The sequence below is a fragment of the Streptomyces asoensis genome (assembly GCF_013085465.1).
In the GTDB taxonomy this organism is placed as follows: domain Bacteria; phylum Actinomycetota; class Actinomycetes; order Streptomycetales; family Streptomycetaceae; genus Streptomyces; species Streptomyces cacaoi_A.
The window spans coordinates 4,607,895-4,628,074 of sequence record NZ_CP049838.1 but is presented as its reverse complement, the minus strand read 5'-3'; the positions used below and the strand labels follow the sequence as shown (position 1 = coordinate 4,628,074).

The window sequence follows — 20,180 nt, the reverse complement described above, 5'->3', positions numbered from 1 at the left end:
GCGGCACCTGATGCCCTTGCCTGGAGCGAGCTCGAAGCAGTTGGCTTGTGGCCCATGAAGTACACCCAGCTCGGACGCACCGGACTCAAGGTCAGCCGACTCGTTCTCGGCACGATGAACTTCGGTCCGCAGACAGATGAATCAACCAGCCACGGCATCATGGACGCCGCTCTCGACGCGGGTCTGAACTTTGTAGACACGGCCAACGTCTATGGGTGGGGTGAGAACAAGGGCCGCACCGAGGAGATCATCGGTACTTGGTTCGCTCAGGGTGGCGGGCGCCGTGACAGGACGGTCCTCGCCACCAAGGTGTACGGGAACATGGCCGCCGACGGGGACGTCTGGCCCAACCACGACAAGCTCTCCGCGGTGAACATCCGCCGGGCCGTGGACGCCTCCCTCAAGCGGCTACAGACCGATTACATCGACATCTACCAGTTCCATCACATCGACCGGTCGACGCCGTTCGAGGAGATCTGGCAGGCGATCGACGTCCTGGTCCAGCAGGGCAAGATCCTCTACGCGGGGTCGTCCAACTTTCCCGGCTACAAGATCGCCCAGGCCAACGAGACCGCCACCCGACACGGCCGCATGGGCCTGGTCAGTGAGCAGTGCCTCTACAACCTTGCTGAGCGGCGCGCCGAGATGGAGGTCATCCCGGCCGCGCAGGACTACGGCCTCGGTGTCATCCCGTGGTCTCCGCTGCACGGAGGACTGCTCGGGGGCGTCCTCAAGAAGGAGGCCAAACAGGGGCGCCGGGCGAGTGGCCGCGCTGCCGACGCCCTCAAGGAAACCAAGACGCGCGAGCAGATCCAGGCGTACGAGAACCTCCTCGACAAGCACGGCCTGGAGCCCGGTGAAACGGCGCTCGCCTGGCTGCTGACCCGCCCCGGCGTAACCGGCCCGATCGTTGGCCCCCGCACGCAGGAGCAGCTGGACTCGGCGCTGCGCGCCCTGGAGCTGGAGCTGAGCGAGGAGCTGTTGACGTCTCTGGACGAGATCTTCCCCGGTCCTGGACCGTCTCCCGAAGCCTTCGCATGGTGAGGTAGCGGGTCTGTGTGAGCGTCGCCTTCTGCATGCGTTCGAAGCGAGTTGGAGGCGACGGCTTCGTCGTTTCCATCGGTGACGAGATCACGGCGCGGAGCGCATATGCCAGAACGGGTGGGGCGCGGGTCTCAGCCCGCGTACTCCCCGCCCAGCCCCCACCCCTGGTGCATCGCCTCCGCGAAGGCCGACGCCAGCCGGTGTTCGCCGTTCGCGTTGGGGTGGGTGCCGTCGTAGGTGTCGGTGTCGATGTCCCAGGCTTCCGGGACCGAGGCCAGGAGGATGGGGGAGCCCGGCTCGTCCAGGTCGGCGGCCGTCTTCGCCAGGAGTTCGTTGAAGCGGGCGACCTGCGCGGCGAAGGGCGCGTCGTCCGCGGCGCGGATGTTGGGGATGACCGGCAGCCACACCATGGCGATCCGCGGGTTGGCCGCCCGGGCCTCGGCGGCGAAGGCGCGTGCGTTCTCCGCGGTCTGCTCGGCGTTCGTGTAGAAGCCCAGGTCGATCAGGCCGAGCGAGACCAGCAGGATGTCCGCCCGTGACGTCCGCACCGCCTCGCCGATCAGCGGGGCCATGTGCAGCCAGCCCTCGCCCCAGCCGGCCAGGTGACCGCGCGGGAAGTCGGGGTCGGCGTAGGCGTACGACGCGGCGGAGTCCGTCGCCTTGTCGTAGAGCGTCTCGCGCGGGCCGGACAGGGTGAACGGGCCGCCGTACGTGGCGCACAGGTGCCGCCACATGCGGTAACGCCAGGTGTGCTCGCCCGAGCTGCCGATCGTCATCGAGTCGCCTACGGGCATGAACCTGAGCATCCGCTCATGATGAGGGATCGGCAAAGGATCACCGCCGCCGGGGGCGTGTGAGACCGGCCACGAATCCGTGAACGGGAGGGCGGGATGGCAGGCTTGTGGGCATGCGCCGATCTTTCGCCGTCCGAGCCGGAGCCCTTCTCGCCGGAGTCCTCCTCTCGGGTGCCTTCACCGTGCTCGCCGCGTCCACCGCACCCGCCGCGTACGCGGCCGACGGGGACAAGGGATTCACCATCGAGGATCCGCGCATCACCGAGTCCAGCGGTCTCGCCGCCTCGCGTCAGCACCCGGGCGTCTACTGGACCCACAACGACAGCGACGACGGCCCCTACCTGTACGCCGTCGACAGCGCGACCGGGAAGACCGTCGCCCGGCTCACCCTGACCGGCGTCGGCACGCCCCGCGACGTCGAGGCGATTTCCATCGGCCCGGACAACGAGATCTGGGTCGGCGACATCGGCGACAACCTCGGCGGCACCTGGCAGTACGTGTGGATCTACCGGCTGCCCGAGCCGGCGAAGCTCGTCGACCAGACCGTCAAGGCCACGCAGTACGTCGTGAAGTACTCCGACGGCGCCCGCGACGCCGAGTCGCTCCTCGTGCACCCCAAGACCGGGCGGGTCTACATCATCGACAAGAAGGAGGACGGCGGGCACCTCTACGAGGGGCCGGCGAACCTCTCCGCCTCCGGGGCGAACATCTTCAAGCCCGTCGCCGCCGTCGACCTCTGGGCCACCGACGCCGCCTTCTCCCCGGACGGCGCCCAGCTCGCCGTCCGCGGCTACTTCGGCGGCATCTCCTACGCCTGGAACGGCGGGAAGATCAAGCGCGAGGGGAGGCTCGACGTGCCGCTCCAGCGGCAGGGGGAGTCCGTCAGCTACTCCGCCGACGGCACCAAGATCATGTACGGGAGTGAGGGTTCCGGGAGCTCCGTGGTGGCGGAGGACGCCCCCGAGGGCGCCGGTTCGGGTGCCAAGTCGCCGTCCGGGAAGGGGAGTTCGAGCGCCTCGGGCGAAGGTGACGGGTCCTCGGCCACCGGCAGCGTCAAGTTCGGCGCACTGGCGGTCGCCGCGGTCTGCGTCGCCGTCTTCGGTCTCCGCCGGCTTCTGCGCCGCAACTGAGCGCCTGAGCTCCTCTATGCGCCGCCGCCGTTGCCGCGCTTCTTGACGTGGTCATGGTGTGTCAGTTTCCTGGGGGGTGCGCGGTGTATGGGAGCGCTCCCATGTGTTTCGGGCCCGCGCCTCCCGAGAGGAAGCAGCGAGATGTTCCGCAGCTTGCGAAGAATGCTGTGCGGCCTGGCCGCCGCGCTTCTGATCCCGCTGGGAGCCGGAGCGCAGACGGCCCACGCGGCAGACGCCGTCGCGGCAGACGTCGTCGCGGCCGAGGCCGGAGCCGGCTACTGGCACACCAGCGGCCGACAGATCCTGGACGCCGCCGGACAGCCGGTCCGGGTCGCCGGGATCAACTGGTTCGGCTTCGAGACCGGCAACTACGTCGTCCACGGACTCTGGTCCCGCGACTACAAGAGCATGATCGACCAGATGAGGTCGCTGGGCTACAACACGATCCGCATCCCCTACAGCGACGACATCTTCAAGAGCACGACCGTCCCCAACAGCATCGACTTCAGCAGCGGCAAGAACGCCGACCTCCAGGGCCTGAACTCGCTCCAGATCCTGGACAAGCTCGTCTCGTACGCCGGTCAGGACGGTCTCAAGGTCATCCTCGACCGGCACCGGCCGGACGCGGGCGGGCAGTCGGCGCTCTGGTACACGGCCGCGGTCCCCGAGTCGACGTGGATCGCCAACCTCAAGGCCCTCGCGGCCCGTTACCAGGGCCAGGACACGGTCGTCGGCATCGATCTGCACAACGAACCGCACGATCCCGCCTGTTGGGGCTGCGGGGACACCGCGACCGACTGGCGGCTGGCCGCGCAACGCGCCGGCAACGCCGTCCTGTCCGTCAACCCCGCCCTTCTGATCTTCGTCGAGGGCGTGCAGTCCTTCAACGGCGTCTCCGGCTGGTGGGGCGGCAACCTGATGGGCGTCGGCCAGTACCCGGTGCAGCTCGACGTGGCGAACCGGGTCGTGTACTCGGCCCACGACTACGCGACGAGCGTCGCCCAGCAGAGCTGGTTCAGCGACCCGACGTTCCCCGCGAACATGCCGGGGATCTGGGACAAGTACTGGGGCTACATCTTCAAGCAGAACATCGCGCCCGTGTGGGTGGGCGAGTTCGGCACCACGCTCCAGTCCACGGTGGACCAGAAGTGGCTGGCGGCCCTGGTGAGTTACCTCCGGCCGACGTCGACGTACGGCGCCGACTCCTTCCACTGGACCTTCTGGTCCTGGAACCCCAACTCCGGTGACACGGGCGGCATCCTCAAGGACGACTGGCAGAGCGTCGACACCGTGAAGGACGGATACCTGGCGAGCGTCAAGGCGCCGGGCTTTCCGGGGACCGGCGGTGGCGGCGGAGGGGGCGGCGGCGGTGGCACGGCCTCCTGCGCGGCCGCCTACACCGTCAGCAGCGACTGGGGCGGCGGCTTCAACGCCGAGGTGAAGGTCACCAACACCGGGACCACGGCGATCGGTTCCTGGAAGGTGACCTGGACCTGGAGCGGCGCGCAGCAGATCACCAGCATGTGGAACGCCTCGTACACCCAGAGCGGGGGCGGCGTGACCGCGGTGAACGCCTCGCACAACGGGGCGGTCCCGGCGGGCGGTTCGGCGAGCTTCGGGTTCGGTGGTACGCCCGGGGGCGGGGGTGTGCCGAGCGTGAGCTGCACTGCGGCGTGAGCCTTGCGGCCGGATGAGGATGGGCGCCCGGTTCTCGCCGGGCGCCCATCGTCGTCGTACGGAGAACGCGTGACGACTACAGCTTCTCGATCACGTAGTCGATGCTCTTCGTGAGCGCCTCGACGTCGGCCGGGTCGACCGCCGGGAACATCGCGACCCGCAGCTGGTTGCGGCCGAGCTTGCGGTAGGGCTCGGTGTCGACGATGCCGTTGGCGCGCAGCACCTTGGCGACGGCGGCCGCGTCCACGTCGTCGGAGAAGTCGATCGTGCCGATGACCTGGGAGCGCTTGGCCGGGTCGGTGACGAACGGGTTGGCGTACTTGACGTCCTCGGCCCAGCCGTACAGCGTGCGCGCGGAGGTGGCGGTGCGGCGCACCGACCAGTCCAGGCCGCCCTGGCCGTTGATCCACTCCAGCTGCTGGTTCAGCAGGAAGAGGGTGGAGAGGGCCGGGGTGTTGTACGTCTGGTTCTTGCGGGAGTTGTCGATCGCCGTCGGCAGGCTGAAGAACTCGGGGATGTGCCGGCCGGAGGCGTGGATCCGCTCGGCGCGCTCGATCGCGGCCGGGGAGAACACGCCGATCCACAGGCCGCCGTCGGAGGCGAAGGACTTCTGCGGGGCGAAGTAGTAGACGTCCGTCTCGGCGATGTCGACCGGGAGGCCGCCCGCGCCGGAGGTGGCGTCCACCAGGACGAGGGAGCCCTCGTCGGCGCCCGGTACGCGCTTGATCGGGGCGGCGACGCCGGTGGAGGTCTCGTTGTGGGTGAAGGCGTAGACGTCGACACCCGCCTCGGCCGCGGGCTCGGGGTGCGTGCCCGGGTCGGAGGAGACGACCGTCGGCTCCGCCAGCCACGGGGCCAGCTTGGCGGCCTTCGCGAACTTGGACGAGAACTCGCCGAACGTGAGGTGCTGCGACTTGTTCTCGATCAGACCGTGGGTCGCGATGTCCCAGAACGCGGTGGAGCCGCCGTTGCCGAGGACGACCTCGTAGCCCTCGGGGAGGGAGAACAGCTCGGAGATGCCCTCGCGCACCTGGCCGACCAGGTTCTTGACCGGGGCCTGGCGGTGGGAGGTGCCGAGGAGGGACGTGCCGGTGGCGGCCAGGGCGTCCAGCGCCTCCACCCGCACCTTGGAGGGGCCCGCGCCGAATCGACCGTCGGCGGGCTTGATGTCAGCAGGAATCTGGATCTCAGCCACGAAAGCGAGGTTAGCCGGTGGGGGAAACCTGGGTGAAACCTGGTCCGTCGGGTGAGACGGGTGCGTGTCGCGATACCGGGGGCTGTGCCCACCGGGCCTCTCCTCCTTCGGGCCCGTACACCTTCGCCCTCAAATGCCGGACGGGCTTCAGGGGCGGACGCATGCTGGTTTGCTGAAGCCATGACGGATCTTGAGGCCGAGCTGCGCAAGGCCGTCCGGGGTGACGTCGGCTTCGATGTCACCTCCCGGGCGCTGGTGACCATGGACGCGTCGAACTACCGCCGCGTTCCCCTGGGCGTGGTCGCGCCCCGGGACGGCGACGACGTGGCCGCCGTGCTGGAGGTGTGCCGGGCGGCCGGGGTCCCGGTGGTGGCGCGAGGCGGCGGGACGTCCATCGCGGGGCAGGCGACGGGCACGGGTGTGGTGCTGGACTTCACCCGTTATATGAACCGGTTGGTCGCCCTGGATCCGGGGGCGCGGACGGCCGTCGTGCAGCCGGGGCTGGTTCTCGACCGGCTCCAGGAGGCCGCCGCCCCGCACGGGCTGCGCTTCGGCCCCGACCCCTCCACCCACAGCCGCTGCACGCTCGGCGGGATGATCGGCAACAACTCGTGCGGCTCCCACTCGGTGGCCTGGGGGACGACGGCGGACGCTGTGCGCGAGCTGGAGGTCGTCACCGCGCGCGGGGGGCGGCTGCGGCTCGGGCAGGGGTGGGCGGGGGCGCCGGACGGCCTGCGCGGACTGGTGGACGGGGAACTCGCCCGGCTGCGGACCGGCTTTCCGGAGCTGCCCCGCCGTATCTCGGGGTACGCCCTGGACGCGCTGCTGCCGGAGAACGGCGCCGACGTCGCCCGTTCCTTCTGCGGCAGCGAAGGCACCCTGGGCGTGCTCACGGAGGCCGTCGTACGGCTCGTCGCGGCTCCACGCGCGCGCGTGCTCGCCGTGCTCGGGTACGCCGACGAGGGCGCCGCCGCCGAGGCCGCCGCCGGGCTGCTGCCGTTCGGTCCGCTGACGGTGGAGGGGATGGCGGCCGACCTGGTGCCGTCGGGCGCTGCGGCCGGGCTGCCGCGGGGCGGGGCCTGGCTGTTCGTGGAGACGGGCGGCGAGTCGGAGAGTGAGGCACGCGCGCGTGCGGAGGCCGTCGTGCGCGCGGCGGACGTCCTGGACGCGCGGGTCGTACGGGATCCCGCCGGGCAGCGGGCGCTGTGGCGGATCCGCGAGGACGCGAGCGGGACGGCGACCCGCATGCCGGACGGCACGGAGGCCTGGCCCGGCTGGGAGGACTGCGCGGTGCCGCCGGCCCGGCTCGGCGCGTACCTGAGGGACTTCCGGGTGCTGCTCACCGACCACGGCCTGCGCGGCACGCCGTACGGGCACTTCGGGGACGGCTGCATCCACGTCCGTATCGACTTCGACCTGCTGACGGCGGCGGGGATCGCCCGCTTCCGTCGGTTCTCCGAGGAACTGGCCGAACTGGTCGTGTCCCACGGCGGCTCCCTCTCCGGCGAACACGGCGACGGACAGGCCCGGGCCGAGCTGCTGCCGAAGATGTACGGGCAGGACATGGTCGCGCTGTTCGAGCGGGCCAAGGCGGTCTGGGACCCGGACGACCTCCTCAACCCGGGGATGCTGGTGCGCCCCGCGCCCCTCGACGGCAACCTGCGCTTCGCCGTGCTCCCGCGCGAGCCGGTCGACGTGGCCTTCGGCTACCCGTCCGACGGCGGTGACTTCTCGGCGGCGGTGCGCCGGTGCGTCGGCGTCGCGAAGTGCCGTACGACGACCGCGCCGGGGCCGGGGGTGATGTGCCCGTCGTTCCGGGTCACGGGCCGGGAGGAGCACTCCACGCGCGGGCGTGCCCGTCTGCTGCACGAGATGCTGGCCGGTGAGCTGGTGACCGACGGCTGGCGCTCCACGGAGGTCCGGGACGCGCTGGACCTGTGCCTGTCGTGCCGGGGCTGCCGCTCCGACTGCCCCGTCGAGGTCGACATGGCCACCTACAAGGCGGAGTTCCTGCATCACCACTACGAGGGGCGCCGGCGTCCGGCCGCCCACTACAGCATGGGGCGGCTGCCGGTGTGGCTGCGGTGGGCGAGCCGGCTGCGGGCGGCCGCCCCGCTCAACGCGCTCGCCTCGGTCGGCCCCCTGGCGGGCGTCGCCAAGCGGCTGGGCGGGATCGCGGCCGAGCGGGACATCCCGCGGCTGGCGCGGGAGACGTTCAGCGGGTGGTGGCGGCGCAGGGAGCCCGCCCCCGGGCCGGGACAGGGCGGCGACCTGGTCGTCCTGTGGCCCGACACCTTCACCGAGCACCTCTCGCCGTCCGTGGGCCGGGCCGCCGTACGGGTCCTGGAGGCGGCGGGGCTGCGGGTGGCGCTGCCGCCGACGCTGCGGATGCGGGGCCGGCCGGTGGGCGACGGCCGATCGAGGAGCGCGGCCGCGCTGCTGACCGCCCGCCGGGGCCGGGTCTGCTGCGGGCTGACGTACGTCTCCACCGGCCAGCTCGACCACGCGCGCGTGGTGCTGCGCCGCACGCTCGACCTGATGGAGCCGGTGCTGGAGACGGCCGCGCCGGTCGTCGTCCTGGAGCCGAGCTGCGCGGCCGCCCTGCGCACCGACCTGCCCGAGCTGCTGCACGACGACCCGCGCGCGGCCCGCCTCGCCGCCCGTGTCCTCACCTTCGCGGAGGCCCTGGAGCGGCACGCGCCCGACTGGACCCCGCCCCGCCTGGACCGTCCGGCGGTCGGCCAGACCCACTGCCACCAGCACGCGGTCCTGGGCGACGCGGCCGAGCGGCGGCTGCGCGAGGCCGCGGGTCTCACCGGCGAGCTGAGCGGCGGGTGCTGCGGCCTCGCCGGCAACTTCGGCTTCGAGAGGGGCCACTTCGAGGTGTCGGCGGCCTGCGCGCAGGAGCAGCTCCTGCCGGCCGTACGGGACGCCCCCGAGGGAGCGGTGGTCCTGGCGGACGGCTTCTCCTGCCGCACCCAACTGGACCAGCTGGCGGGGACGCGGGGGAGGCATCTCGCGGAGGTGCTGGCAGAGCACCTGGAGGACGACGGACGGGAGCACTGAGGAGAGCGCTGAGGGAGCGCTGCGGCAGCCCTGAGGGAGTGCTGCGGCAGCCCTGAGGGGAGGGTGGCCTGCGCGGGCGGTGGCGGGCGTGGCTGAGCCCCGGATGGGCGGGGCCGACTCCTACGCTGACGGGACGGTCGTCCGGCGATGCGAACGGGCGATGCGAACGGTCATTCGAAGGAGCCCCGCGTATGAGCCTGCGTGTCCAGTCCATCACCCGTGACGAGCACCTGGCGTTCGTCGCGGCCCGCCCGTCCGCCAGCCATATGCAGATCCCGTCCTGGGGCGACGTGAAGCCGGACTGGCGGGCGGAGAGCCTGGGCTGGACCGACGAGAGCGGTGCGCTCGTGGGGGTGGGGCTGGTGCTGTTCCGGCCGTTGCCGAGGCTGCGGAAGTACCTGGCGTATCTGCCCGAGGGGCCGCTCGTCGACTGGCACGCGCCGGATCTGGTGGAGCGCTGGCTGGAGCCGATGCTCGCGTGGCTGAAGGCGCGGGGGGCGTTCTCGGTGAAAATGGGCCCGCCCGTCGTCGTACGGCGCTGGAGTGCCGACGCGGTCAAGGCGGCCATCGCCGACCCGGGCGCCCACCGGCTGCGGGACGCCGAGGCGAGCTCGTACGAGCCGCGCGCCTTCGATGTCGCCGACCGGCTGCGCCGCGCCGGCTGGCAGCAGACCGAGCCGGGCGGCGAGGACGGCTTCGCGGCCGGCCAGCCCCGCTACGTCTTCCAGATCCCGTTCGCCGGACGCACGCTGGAGGACGTCCACGGCGGCCTCAACCAGCAGTGGCGGCGCAACATCAAGAAGGCCGAGAAGGCGGGCGTGAAGGTCGTCCGGGGCGGCGCGGAGGACCTCCCGGCGTTCTACGGGCTGTACACCGAGACCGCCGAACGCGACCGCTTCATCCCGCGCCCCCTGTCCTACTTCCGGCGTATGTGGAGCGCGCTGAACGCCGAACACCCCGACCGTATGCGGCTCTACCTCGCCCACCACGACGGCGAGGTCCTCGCCGCGGCGACCATGCTGACCGTCGGCGAGCACGTCTGGTACTCCTACGGTGCCTCCACCAGCCGCAGGCGCGAGGTCCAGCCGAACAACGCCATGCAGTGGCGCATGATGGCCGACGCCCATGAACTGGGCGCCGCCGTCTACGACCTGAGGGGCATCACCGACACCCTGGAGGAGTCCAACCACCTGCTCGGCCTGCTCCGCTTCAAGGTGGGCACGGGCGGACAGGCCGTGGAGTACCTGGGCGAGTGGGACTTCCCGCTCAACAAGCTGCTGCACAGGGCGCTGGACCTCTACATGGCGCGCAGATAGCCGCCTGCGGCACCCCGGGCGTACGGGTGCCGGCCGTACGTACCGGGCGCCGCCGGGCAGCTGACGTCTCACAGCCCGAGACAGCGGCATAACGGGTTCACACACCTGACGAAGTCCATTACCCTGGACTTGACAGTGCAGCGTGATGTACACACCTCGAGCCGAGCACCAGGACCGCCCGTGACTGCCCCCGACACCGCCGCCACACCCCAGCTCGCCCCCACCGCCACAGCGACGGGCGCCCCAGGATCCCCGGGCCGTCTGGGCGCTCTCGGCCCGGTCGGCCTCGTGCTCGCCGGAGGCATCTCGGTGCAGTTCGGCGGCGCGCTGGCGGTGACGCTGATGCCGAGGGCGGGCGCGCTGGGCGTGGTGGCACTGCGGCTGCTGGTGGCGGCGGTGGTCCTGCTCGTCATCTGCCGGCCACGGCTGCGCGGCCACTCCCGCACGGACTGGGGCACCGTCGTCGTCTTCGGCGTCACGATGGCCGCGATGAACGGCCTCTTCTATCAGGCGGTGGACCGCATCCCGCTGGGCGCGGCGGTGACGCTGGAGGTCCTCGGGCCCCTCGCGCTGTCGGTCGTGGTCTCGCGCCGCGCGCTGAACCTGGTCTGGGCCGGCCTGGCTCTCGCGGGCGTCTTCCTGCTCAGCGGGGGCGTCGGACGCGGCGGGGACGGCGCAGGGGTGGGTGGCGGCCTCGACCCGGTGGGTGTCGCGTTCGCGCTGGGCGCGGGGGCGATGTGGGCGGCGTACATCGTCTTCAGCGCCCGCACCGGCCGCCGTTTCCCGCAGGCGGACGGCCTGGCCCTGGCGATGGCGGTGGGCGCGCTGCTCTTCCTCCCCCTGGGCCTCGCCGAGTCGGGCACGAAACTGGCCGACCCGGTGACGCTGGGCCTGGGCGCGGCGGTGGCCGTGCTCTCCTCGGTCCTCCCCTACACCCTCGAACTCCTCGCCCTGCGTCGGATGCCCGCCTCCACCTTCGCGATCCTGATGAGTCTGGAGCCGGCCGTCGCCGCCACCGCGGGCTTCCTCATCCTCGACCAGGCCCTGACCACGATCCAGGCGGCCGCGATCGCCCTGGTCGTCGCCGCGAGCATGGGCGCGGTCCGGACGCAGGTGGGGCGGCCGAAGTCGGCGGTCCCGGAGGCCTGACGGGCACCTCGTAGCCAGGCATCCTCGCCCGGACGGCCGCCGGTCCCCGCGTGCCGTGCGACAGGCTCAGGCTCGCGAAGGTCCCGGCGAACGCCGAGAACGCGAACCGGCTGCGGGCGAGGGTGTCGGTGCCGATCTGCCACAAGCTCATGCGCACTGCCACATGCCCATGCGCACTGCCACAAGCCCATGCGCACTGCCACAAGCCCGAGCGCACTGACACAAGCCCATGCGCACGGCCCTTCGTGTGTCGGCGAAACGGTGAACAGGGGCCCCGGGCTGCTCCGAGACTTCGACGCATGCGCAGCTACCGCTCCTTGTTCCGCACCCCGGAGTTCACTCCCTTCCTGCTCTCCTTCGCCGCTTTCGCCGCGGCCCAGACGATCGGCGGCCTGGCTCTCGGCACGCTGGTCTACCGGGCCACCGGCTCGCCGTTCCTGTCGGCGGTGAGCATGTTCGGCCCGCAGCTCGCGCAGCTGCTGGGGGGCGCGTTCCTGCTCTCGGGCGCCGACCGCCTGCCCCCGCGCGCGGTGCTGTCCGGCCTCGCCCTCACCTTCGCGGCCGGTACGGCGGTGCTGGCGCTGCCCGGCCTGCCGATCCGGGCGGTCTTCGCCGTCGTCCTGGCGCAGGGCCTGGTCGCGTCGCTGGGCGGTGGAGCGCGTGGGGGACTGCTGAACGAGATCCTGTCCAAGGACGGCTATGTCCTGGGCCGGTCGGTGCACAACATGCTCTGGGGCCTGACGCAGATGGCCGGGTTCGCGACGGGCGGCGCCCTGCTGGCGCTCCTGTCCCCACGGACCTGCCTGCTCCTCGCGGCGGCGCTGTACGTGATGTCGGCCCTCGTCACCCGCCTGGGCCTCACGGCCCGCCCACCGCGCTCCTCCGGCCGCCCGTCCGTCTCGGCGACCTGGCGCACCAACGCCGTCCTGTGGTCCGCGCGTCCCCGCCGCCTCGCCTACCTGGGCCTGTGGGTCCCCAACGGCCTGATCGTCGGCAGCGATTCGCTCTACGTCTCCTACGCCCCCCATGCCGCCGGCACGCTGTACGCGTTCGGGGCGCTGGGCATGTTCGTGGGCGACATGGCGGTGGGCCGCCTGGTGCCGCCCACATCGCGCCCCCGTCTCGCGACCCCGCTGCGCCTGCTGCTGGCGGTGCCCTACCTGTTCTTCGTCCTGCGGCCCGGCGTGGCGCTGTCGGCCGCGGCCGTCACCGTCGCCTCCGTCGGCTTCGCCGCGAGCCTGGTCCTCCAGGAACGCCTGATGTCCCTCACCCCCGACGGCCTCGCGGGCCAAGCTCTCGGCCTGCACGCCACCGGCATGGCCGCTCTCCAGGGCATCGGCGCCGTCCTCGCGGGCACGCTGGCCCAACTGACGTCCCCGGCCACCGCGATGACGCTGATGGCGGCCGGATCGGTCACCGTGACCCTGACCCTCGCGGCGCTGGGCAGGCACGAGGAACGACGGCGGCCGGCCGGTTCCGGTACACGTCCGGACGTCCTGCCGGAATCCGCGGCCACGGACTGACCGGGGCGGTGGCCGGGCCGCACGGTGTGTGTCGCACGGGGCGAGGCCCCCCGGGGAAATTAATGCAAGCATGCTTGATTGTTTCTTGCCCCGCTGCCATGCTCCACCCCATGGCCGACCCGACGCCCGTGCTCGACGACCTCCGTGCCGAAAGCGACGAACTCGACCAGCTGGTAGCCGAGTTGAGTCCCGAGCGGTGGACGCTCCCGACCCCCGCCCCCGGCTGGACCGTCGCCCACCAGATCGCGCACCTCGCCTGGACCGACCACTCCTCCGTGCTGGCCGTGACCGATCAGAAGGCGTTCGCCCGCGAGGTCGAGAAGGCGCTCACCGCGCCCGGGGACTTCGTCGACAACGGCGCGCGGGAAGGGGCCGAGAAGCCGCCCGAGCGGTTGCTCGCGGACTGGCGGGCCGGGCGCGAGGCCCTGGCCGACGCCCTGCGGGCGGCCCCCGCGGGAGCGCGTTTCCCCTGGTACGGCCCGCCCATGTCGGCCGCCTCCATGGCCACCGCCCGGCTCATGGAGACCTGGGCCCACGGCCAGGACGTGGCGGACGCGCTGGGCGGGACGCCCGCACCCACCGACCGGCTCCGGCACATCGTCCGCCTCGGCGTCCGCACCCGGGACTTCGCCTTCGGTGTGCACGGACTGCCCACGCCGTTCGAGGAGTTCCGCGTGGAACTCCGCGGCCCGTCCGGCGAGATGTGGACGTACGGCCCCGAGGACGCCACGGACCGCGTGACCGGCTCCGCCCTCGACTTCTGTCTCCTGGTCACCCAGCGCGCCCACCGCGCCGACCTCGCCCTGCGCGCCGAAGGCCCCGACGCCGACCGCTGGCTGGACATCGCCCAGGCCTTCGCGGGCCCGCCCGGCAGCGGCCGTGCGCCGAAGGGGGCCGTCCGGTGACGGTCCTGCGGATAGGCAACGCCTCCGGCTTCTACGGCGACCGCTTCGACGCCCTGCGCGACATGCTCACCGGCGGCGAACTCGACGTCGTCACCGGCGACTACCTCGCCGAACTGACCATGCTGATCCTCGGCCGCGACCGGCTGAAGAACCCCGCCGGCGGATACGCCCGCACCTTCCTGCGGCAGCTGGAGGAGTCCCTCGGCCTCGCCCACGACCGTGGCGTACGCGTCGTCACCAACGCCGGCGGCCTCAACCCGGCCGGACTCGCCGATGCCGTAAGGCAGTTGGCGGACCGGCTCGGCATCCCGGTACGCGTCGCGCACGTAGAGGGCGACGACCTCGGCGCCCGGTATCCGGGCAGCCTCACCGCCCACGCCTATCTCGGCGGCTCCGGCATCGCCACCTGTCTGCGCGAGGGCGCGGAGATCGTCGTCACCGGGCGGGTCACCGACGCGGCCCTCGTCACCGGCCCCGCCGCCGCCCACTTCGGCTGGGGGCCCGAGGAGTACGACCGGCTCGCGGGCGCCGTCGTCGCCGGACACGTCCTGGAGTGCGGGACACAGGCCACCGGCGGCAACTACGCCTTCTTCGCCGAGGGTGCCCGTGACCTGCGGCGGCCCGGCTTCCCGCTCGCCGAGATCCACGAGGACGGCAGCTGTGTCATCACCAAGCACCCCGGCACCGGCGGCTTCGTCGACGTCGGCACGGTGACCGCCCAGCTGCTGTACGAGACGACGGGCGCCCGGTACGCCGGCCCCGACGTCACCGCCCGCCTGGACACCGTACGGCTCACCCAGGACGGCCCCGACCGGGTACGGATCCACGGCGTACGCGGGGAAGCCCCGCCCCCGACCCTCAAGGTCGGCCGCACCCGCCTCGGCGGCTTCCGCAACGAGGTCGTCTTCGTCCTCACCGGCCTGGATATCGAGGCCAAGGCCGCGCTCGTACGGGAACAGATGGCGCAGGTGTTCCTCAAGTCCCGCCCGGCGGAAGTCCGTTGGGAACTGGTCCGGACCGACCGGGCCGACGCCGACACCGAGGAGACCGCCAGCGCACTGCTCCGGCTCGTCGTGCGCGACCCCGAACACGATTCCGTGGGAAGGGCGTTGAGCGGGGCGGCCGTGGAGCTGGCGCTGGCCAGCTATCCCGGCTTCCATGTGCTCGCGCCGCCCGGGAAGGGTTCCCCCTACGGGGTGTTCGAGGCCGCGTACGTGCCGCAGGAGGACGTCGAGCACCTCGCCGTCCTCGACGACGGCCGCCGTCTGCCCGTCGCCGCGCCCCCGGCCTCCGGCACCCGCGTACTCGAGGAGGTGCCGGAACCGGACCTGCCGGATCCGCTGCCCCCCGGCCCCGTACGGCGCGCGCCGCTCGGGCTCGTGGCCGGCGCCCGCAGCGGCGACAAGGGCGGCAACGCCAACGTGGGGGTGTGGGCCCGGACGGACGAGGCCTGGCGCTGGCTCGCCCACGAACTGACGGCCGACAGGTTCCGGCAGCTCGTCCCCGAGAGCCGCGAGCTGACCGTCACCCGCCACCTCCTGCCCCGGCTGCGCGCCCTGAACTTCGTCGTCGAGGGTGTTCTCGGCGCCGGGGTCGCCGCCCAGCACCGCTTCGACCCGCAGGCCAAGGCACTCGGCGAATGGCTGCGCTCCCGACACCTGGACATCCCGGAGGCCCTCCTGTGACGGCTCTCACGTCCGCCCTGGACACCCAGGGCCCCGACTACCGCGCGCACCGCGAGGCCATGCTCGCCAAGCTCGCCGACCTCGACACCGAGCACGCGAAGGCGCTGGCGGGGGGAGGGGAGAAGTACGTCGCCCGGCACCGTGGCCGCGGCAAGCTCCTCGCCCGTGAGCGCATCGAGCTGCTCCTCGACCCCGACACGCCGTTCCTGGAACTGTCGCCGCTGGCCGCCTGGGGCAGCGACTACACGGTGGGCGCCTCCCTCGTCACCGGCATCGGGGTCGTCGAGGGCGTGGAGTGCCTGATCACCGCCAACGATCCGACCGTGCGCGGGGGCGCCAGCAACCCCTGGTCCCTGAAGAAGGCCCTGCGCGCCAACGACATCGCCCTCGCCAACCGGCTGCCCTGCATCAGCCTGGTGGAGTCGGGCGGGGCCGACCTGCCGTCGCAGAAGGAGATCTTCATCCCGGGCGGGGCCGTCTTCCGTGACCTGACCCGGCTCTCCGCCGCCGGCATCCCGACCGTCGCCGTAGTCTTCGGGAACTCGACCGCCGGCGGCGCGTACATCCCCGGCATGTCCGACCACGCGATCATGGTCAAGGAGCGCGCGAAGGTGTTCCTCGGCGGGCCGCCCCTGGTGAAGATGGCGACCGGCGAGGAGAGCGACGACGAGTCGCTGGGCGGTGCGGAGATGCACGCGCGCGTGTCCGGCCTCGCCGACCACTTCGCCGTCGACGAGCGGGACGCGCTGCGGCAGGCGCGCCGCGTGGTGGCCCGCCTCAACCACCGCAAGGCCTACCGGGATCCGGGCCCGGCCGTCCCTCCCAAGTATGACGAGGACGAACTCCTGGGCATCGTCCCCGGGGACCTGCGCACCCCCTTCGACCCGCGCGAGGTGATCGCCCGGCTCGTCGACGCCTCCGACTTCGACGAGTTCAAGCCCCTCTACGGGACGAGCCTCGTCACCGGCTGGGCGACCCTGCACGGCTACCCGGTCGGGATCCTGGCCAACGCCCAGGGCGTGCTCTTCAGCGCGGAGTCCCAGAAGGCCGCACAGTTCATCCAGCTCGCCAACCAGCGCGACATCCCGCTCCTCTTCCTGCACAACACCACCGGCTACATGGTCGGCAGGGAGTACGAGCAGGGCGGCATCATCAAACACGGCGCGATGATGATCAACGCGGTCGCCAACTCGAAGGTCCCGCACCTGTCCGTCCTCATGGGCGCCTCGTACGGGGCCGGCCACTACGGCATGTGCGGGCGCGCCTACGACCCCCGGTTCCTCTTCGCCTGGCCGAGCGCCAAGTCGGCGGTGATGGGCCCGCAGCAGCTCGCCGGGGTCCTGTCCATCGTCGCCCGGCAGTCGGCCGCCGCGAAGGGGCAGCCCTACGACGACGACGCGGACGCCGCCCTGCGCGCCATGGTGGAGCAGCAGATCGAGTCCGAGTCGCTGCCGATGTTCCTGTCCGGGCGGCTGTACGACGACGGTGTCATCGACCCGCGCGACACCCGCACCGTTCTCGGCCTGTGCCTGTCGGCCGTCCACACCGCGCCCTTCGAGGGAGCGCGGGGCGGCTTCGGCGTCTTCCGGATGTGAGGCTCATGATTACTTCCGTTCTGGTGGCCAACCGCGGCGAGATCGCCTGCCGCGTCTTCCGCACCTGCCGCGAGGCGGGCATCCGCACCGTCGCCGTGCACTCGGACGCCGACGCCGACGCCCTCCACGCGCGCGTGGCCGACGCGGCCGTACGGCTGCCGGGCAGCGCGCCCGCGGACACCTACCTGCGTGCCGACCTCGTGGTGAAGGCCGCCGTCAGCGCGGGCGCGGACGCCGTGCACCCCGGCTACGGCTTCCTCTCCGAGAACGCCGACTTCGCGCGCGCCGTCCTGGACGCGGGCCTCGTCTGGATCGGGCCGCCGCCCGAGGCGATCGAGGCGATGGCGTCCAAGACACGCGCCAAACAGCTCATGGGGCTCGCCCCGCTCGCCTCGGACGAGGTGACGGAGGCCGATCTGCCGGTGCTGGTGAAGGCGGCCGCGGGCGGTGGCGGGCGCGGCATGCGCATCGTGCGCCGCCTGGCGGAGCTGGGCGCCGCGCTGGAGGGCGCCCGCGCCGAGGCCGCGAGCGCGTTCGGCGACGGCGAGGTGTTCGTCGAGCCGTACGTCGAGAACGGCCGCCATGTCGAGGTGCAGATCCTCGCCGACACGCACGGCACGGTGTGGGCGCTCGGCACCCGCGACTGCTCCCTCCAGCGGCGCCACCAGAAGGTGATCGAGGAGGCGCCGGCGCCGGGCCTGTCCGAGCGGACGGCGCAGGAACTGCGCGCGCTGGCCGTGCGCGCCGCGCGGGCCGTCTCGTACGTCGGCGCCGGCACCGTCGAGTTCCTCGTCGCCGACGGCCGCGCGCACTTCCTGGAGATGAACACCCGCCTCCAGGTCGAACACCCCGTCACGGAGGCCGTCTTCGGCCTCGACCTGGTGGCCGAGCAGATCCGGGTCGCGGAGGGCGCCGCCCTGGACCCCGAGCCGCCACGCGCGCGTGGTCACGCCGTCGAGGCCCGTCTCTACGCCGAGGACCCGGCGAACAACTGGACCCCGCAGACCGGCACCCTGCACCGCCTGACCGTCCCCGAGGGCGTCCGCCTGGACACCGGCTTCGGCGACGGGGACGACATCGGCGTCCACTACGACCCCATGCTCGCCAAGGTCGTCGCCCACGCCCCCACGCGCGCGGAGGCGATCCGCAAGCTCGCGGGCGCCCTGGAACGCACGGTCCTGCACGGCCCGGTCACCAACCGCGACCTGCTGGTCCGATCCCTGCGGCACGCGGAGTTCACCTCCGCCCGCATGGACACCGGCTTCTACGACCGGCACCTCGGTGACCTCACCGTCGCGGAGCCCGATCCGTACGCCCCGCTGGCCGCCGCCCTCGCGGACGCGCGCACCCGCTCGCCGCTGGGCGGCTGGCGCAACCTGCCGTCCCAGCCGCAGACGAAGCGGTACGCGGCGGCGGGCGAGGAGACGGAGGTCCGCTACCGCCACACCCGGACCGGCCTCACGGCCGAGGGGGTGCAGGTGGTGCACGCCGACCCCGGCCTGGTCGTCCTGGAGATCGACGGCGTACGGCGCCGCTTCGAGGTCGCCCGCTACGGCGACCGCGTCCACGTCGACGGCGCCACCCTCACCGCGCTGCCCCGCTTCCCCGACCCGGAGGCCCAGCACGCCCCCGGCTCGCTGCTCGCGCCGATGCCCGGCACGGTCGTCAAGCTCGCGGACGGTCTCATCACCGGATCGAGTGTCCGGGCCGGTGAACCGCTGCTGTGGCTCGAAGCGATGAAGATGCAACACGTCATTTCGGCCCCGGTGGAGGGGACGGTGACGGCGTTGCCGGTGACGACAGGACAGCAGGTGGAGCTCGGCACCCTTCTGGCCGTCGTCGAGGGAAACGCGCCCTAGGGGCGCGGGGCGTCACACCATGCGGCGCCCCGCGTGGGCGCGAACAGCCACGACGAACCCGCAGACGAAGGAGTCACATTGAGCACGCTGATCGAATCCGACGAGCACAAGGCACTCCGCGCGGCCGTCTCGTCCTTCGCCAAGAGCCACGCCCACGACTCCGACTCCGAGAAGAGCGGCCTCTGGCAGGAAGCCGCCGAGCTCGGCTACATCGGCGTCAACCTGCCGGAGGCGTACGGCGGCGGAGGCGGCGGCATCACCGAGCTCTCCCTGGTCCTCGAAGAGCTCGGCGCCGCGGGAGCCCCGCTCCTGATGATGATCGTCTCCCCGGCGATCTGCGGCACGGTCATCGCCCGCTTCGGCACCGAGGCCCAGAAGCGGGAGTGGCTGCCCGCCCTGGCCGACGGCAGCCGCCTCATGGCCTTCGGCATCACCGAACCCGACGCCGGCTCCAACAGCCATCGCATCACCACCACCGCCCGCCGCGACCCCGCGAGCGGCGACTGGCTGCTGACCGGCCGCAAGGTCTTCGTCTCCGGCGTCGACATCGCCGACGCCACTCTGATCGTCGGCCGCACCGAGGACGCCCGCACCGGCAGCCTCAAGCCCTGCCTGTTCATCGTCCCGCGCGACGCCGAAGGCTTCTCCCGCCGCCGCATCGACATGGAACTGAACAGCGTGGAGAAGCAGTTCGAGCTCGTGCTGGACGATGTGCGGCTCCCGGCGGAGGCGCTCGTCGGCGACGAGGACGCGGGTCTGCTCCAGCTCTTCGCCGGACTCAACCCCGAGCGCATCATGACGGCGGCCTTCGCGATCGGCATGGGCCGCCACGCGCTCTCCAAGGCGATCGCGTACGCGCGCGACCGCACCGTCTGGAAGAGCCCGATCGGCGCCCACCAGGCCATCGCGCACCCCCTCGCGCAGGCCCACATCGACCTCGAACTGGCCCGCCTGATGATGCAGAAGGCGGCCCAGCTGTACGACGCGGGGGACGACTCGGGCGCGGGTGAGGCCGCCAACATGGCCAAGTACGCCGCCGGCGAGGCCTGTGTGAAGGCGGTCGACCAGTCCGTGCACACCCTCGGTGGTAACGGCCTCACGCGCGAGTTCGGCCTCGCCTCGCTGATAACCGCCTCCCGGGTGGCTCGTATCGCCCCGGTGAGCCGGGAGATGATTCTCAACTACGTCTCCCACCAGACCCTGGGTCTGCCCAAGTCGTACTGACCGCAGCCGGCAACCGTC

The 20,180-nt window shown here is 72.2% G+C and carries 14 protein-coding genes; 12 read left to right on the top strand and 2 right to left on the bottom strand.

The annotated features are described in order from the left end of the window. The first annotated feature begins 54 nt into the window (after positions 1–54). Positions 55–1,044, top strand: a complete 990-nt coding sequence (locus tag G9272_RS20560; RefSeq protein ID WP_171397956.1) for an aldo/keto reductase — start codon at positions 55–57, stop codon at positions 1,042–1,044. Between the two features lie 131 nt (positions 1,045–1,175). On the opposite strand, the gene G9272_RS20555 is transcribed toward G9272_RS20560, so the two are convergent. Beyond that, positions 1,176–1,850 carry a GDSL-type esterase/lipase family protein gene (locus tag G9272_RS20555; RefSeq protein ID WP_171397955.1) on the bottom strand — a complete coding sequence of 225 codons (675 nt, stop codon included), beginning with the start codon at positions 1,848–1,850 and terminating at the stop codon, positions 1,176–1,178. 101 nt (positions 1,851–1,951) lie between these two features. On the opposite strand from G9272_RS20555, the gene G9272_RS20550 reads away from it, so the two are divergent. Beyond that, positions 1,952–2,968, top strand: a complete 1,017-nt coding sequence (locus G9272_RS20550) for a WD40 repeat domain-containing protein (RefSeq protein ID WP_171397954.1) — start codon at positions 1,952–1,954, stop codon at positions 2,966–2,968. A 141-nt stretch (positions 2,969–3,109) separates the two neighbouring features. Then, complete coding sequence (locus tag G9272_RS20545) at positions 3,110–4,645, top strand: cellulase family glycosylhydrolase (protein ID WP_171397953.1); 1,536 nt, start codon at positions 3,110–3,112, stop codon at positions 4,643–4,645. Positions 4,646–4,721: 76 nt separating this feature from the next. On the opposite strand, the gene serC is transcribed toward G9272_RS20545, so the two are convergent. After that, entirely contained in the window at positions 4,722–5,840 is a 1,119-nt protein-coding gene (gene serC / locus G9272_RS20540; protein ID WP_171397952.1) for a phosphoserine transaminase, read from the bottom strand. Positions 5,841–6,020: 180 nt separating this feature from the next. Between serC and G9272_RS20535 the strand changes: the two genes are divergently transcribed. The 9 genes from G9272_RS20535 (at position 6,021) to G9272_RS20495 (ending at position 20,162) form a co-directional block, all read left to right on the top strand. Further along, positions 6,021–8,906: an FAD-binding and (Fe-S)-binding domain-containing protein gene (locus tag G9272_RS20535; protein WP_171397951.1), complete on the top strand. Its 2,886-nt coding sequence runs from the start codon at positions 6,021–6,023 to the stop codon at positions 8,904–8,906. A gap of 191 nt (positions 8,907–9,097) precedes the next feature. Beyond that, a complete protein-coding gene (locus G9272_RS20530) occupies positions 9,098–10,222 on the top strand; it encodes a lipid II:glycine glycyltransferase FemX (RefSeq protein ID WP_171397950.1) in 1,125 nt (374 codons plus the stop codon). A gap of 180 nt (positions 10,223–10,402) precedes the next feature. Continuing rightward, positions 10,403–11,371 carry an EamA family transporter gene (locus tag G9272_RS20525; protein ID WP_171397949.1) on the top strand — a complete coding sequence of 323 codons (969 nt, stop codon included), beginning with the start codon at positions 10,403–10,405 and terminating at the stop codon, positions 11,369–11,371. Between the two features lie 299 nt (positions 11,372–11,670). Further along, complete coding sequence (locus tag G9272_RS20520) at positions 11,671–12,894, top strand: MFS transporter (protein WP_171397948.1); 1,224 nt, start codon at positions 11,671–11,673, stop codon at positions 12,892–12,894. A gap of 110 nt (positions 12,895–13,004) precedes the next feature. Next, positions 13,005–13,799 carry a TIGR03084 family metal-binding protein gene (locus G9272_RS20515; RefSeq protein WP_171397947.1) on the top strand — a complete coding sequence of 265 codons (795 nt, stop codon included), beginning with the start codon at positions 13,005–13,007 and terminating at the stop codon, positions 13,797–13,799. Further along, positions 13,796–15,484 (top strand): acyclic terpene utilization AtuA family protein, encoded by a 1,689-nt coding sequence (locus G9272_RS20510; protein ID WP_171397946.1) that lies wholly within the window; start codon positions 13,796–13,798, stop codon positions 15,482–15,484. Before G9272_RS20515 ends, G9272_RS20510 begins: the two co-directional genes overlap by 4 nt. Next, positions 15,481–17,079, top strand: coding sequence for an acyl-CoA carboxylase subunit beta (locus G9272_RS20505; protein WP_171397945.1), 1,599 nt, complete (start codon positions 15,481–15,483; stop codon positions 17,077–17,079). Before G9272_RS20510 ends, G9272_RS20505 begins: the two co-directional genes overlap by 4 nt. Before the next feature lie 5 nt (positions 17,080–17,084). Then, positions 17,085–18,938: an acetyl/propionyl/methylcrotonyl-CoA carboxylase subunit alpha gene (locus tag G9272_RS20500; protein ID WP_171397944.1), complete on the top strand. Its 1,854-nt coding sequence runs from the start codon at positions 17,085–17,087 to the stop codon at positions 18,936–18,938. A 78-nt stretch (positions 18,939–19,016) separates the two neighbouring features. Continuing rightward, complete coding sequence (locus G9272_RS20495) at positions 19,017–20,162, top strand: acyl-CoA dehydrogenase family protein (RefSeq protein WP_171397943.1); 1,146 nt, start codon at positions 19,017–19,019, stop codon at positions 20,160–20,162. Positions 20,163–20,180: the final 18 nt, after the last annotated feature.

Coding starts and splice junctions, on each gene's coding strand:
- G9272_RS20555 (WP_171397955.1), bottom strand. CDS start 1,850: ATGCTCAGGTTCATGCCCGTAGGCGACTCGATGACGATCGGCAGCTCG.
- G9272_RS20520 (WP_171397948.1), top strand. CDS start 11,671: ATGCGCAGCTACCGCTCCTTGTTCCGCACCCCGGAGTTCACTCCCTTC.
- G9272_RS20530 (WP_171397950.1), top strand. CDS start 9,098: ATGAGCCTGCGTGTCCAGTCCATCACCCGTGACGAGCACCTGGCGTTC.
- G9272_RS20550 (WP_171397954.1), top strand. CDS start 1,952: ATGCGCCGATCTTTCGCCGTCCGAGCCGGAGCCCTTCTCGCCGGAGTC.
- G9272_RS20560 (WP_171397956.1), top strand. CDS start 55: ATGAAGTACACCCAGCTCGGACGCACCGGACTCAAGGTCAGCCGACTC.
- G9272_RS20515 (WP_171397947.1), top strand. CDS start 13,005: ATGGCCGACCCGACGCCCGTGCTCGACGACCTCCGTGCCGAAAGCGAC.
- G9272_RS20535 (WP_171397951.1), top strand. CDS start 6,021: ATGACGGATCTTGAGGCCGAGCTGCGCAAGGCCGTCCGGGGTGACGTC.
- G9272_RS20500 (WP_171397944.1), top strand. CDS start 17,085: ATGATTACTTCCGTTCTGGTGGCCAACCGCGGCGAGATCGCCTGCCGC.
- G9272_RS20545 (WP_171397953.1), top strand. CDS start 3,110: ATGTTCCGCAGCTTGCGAAGAATGCTGTGCGGCCTGGCCGCCGCGCTT.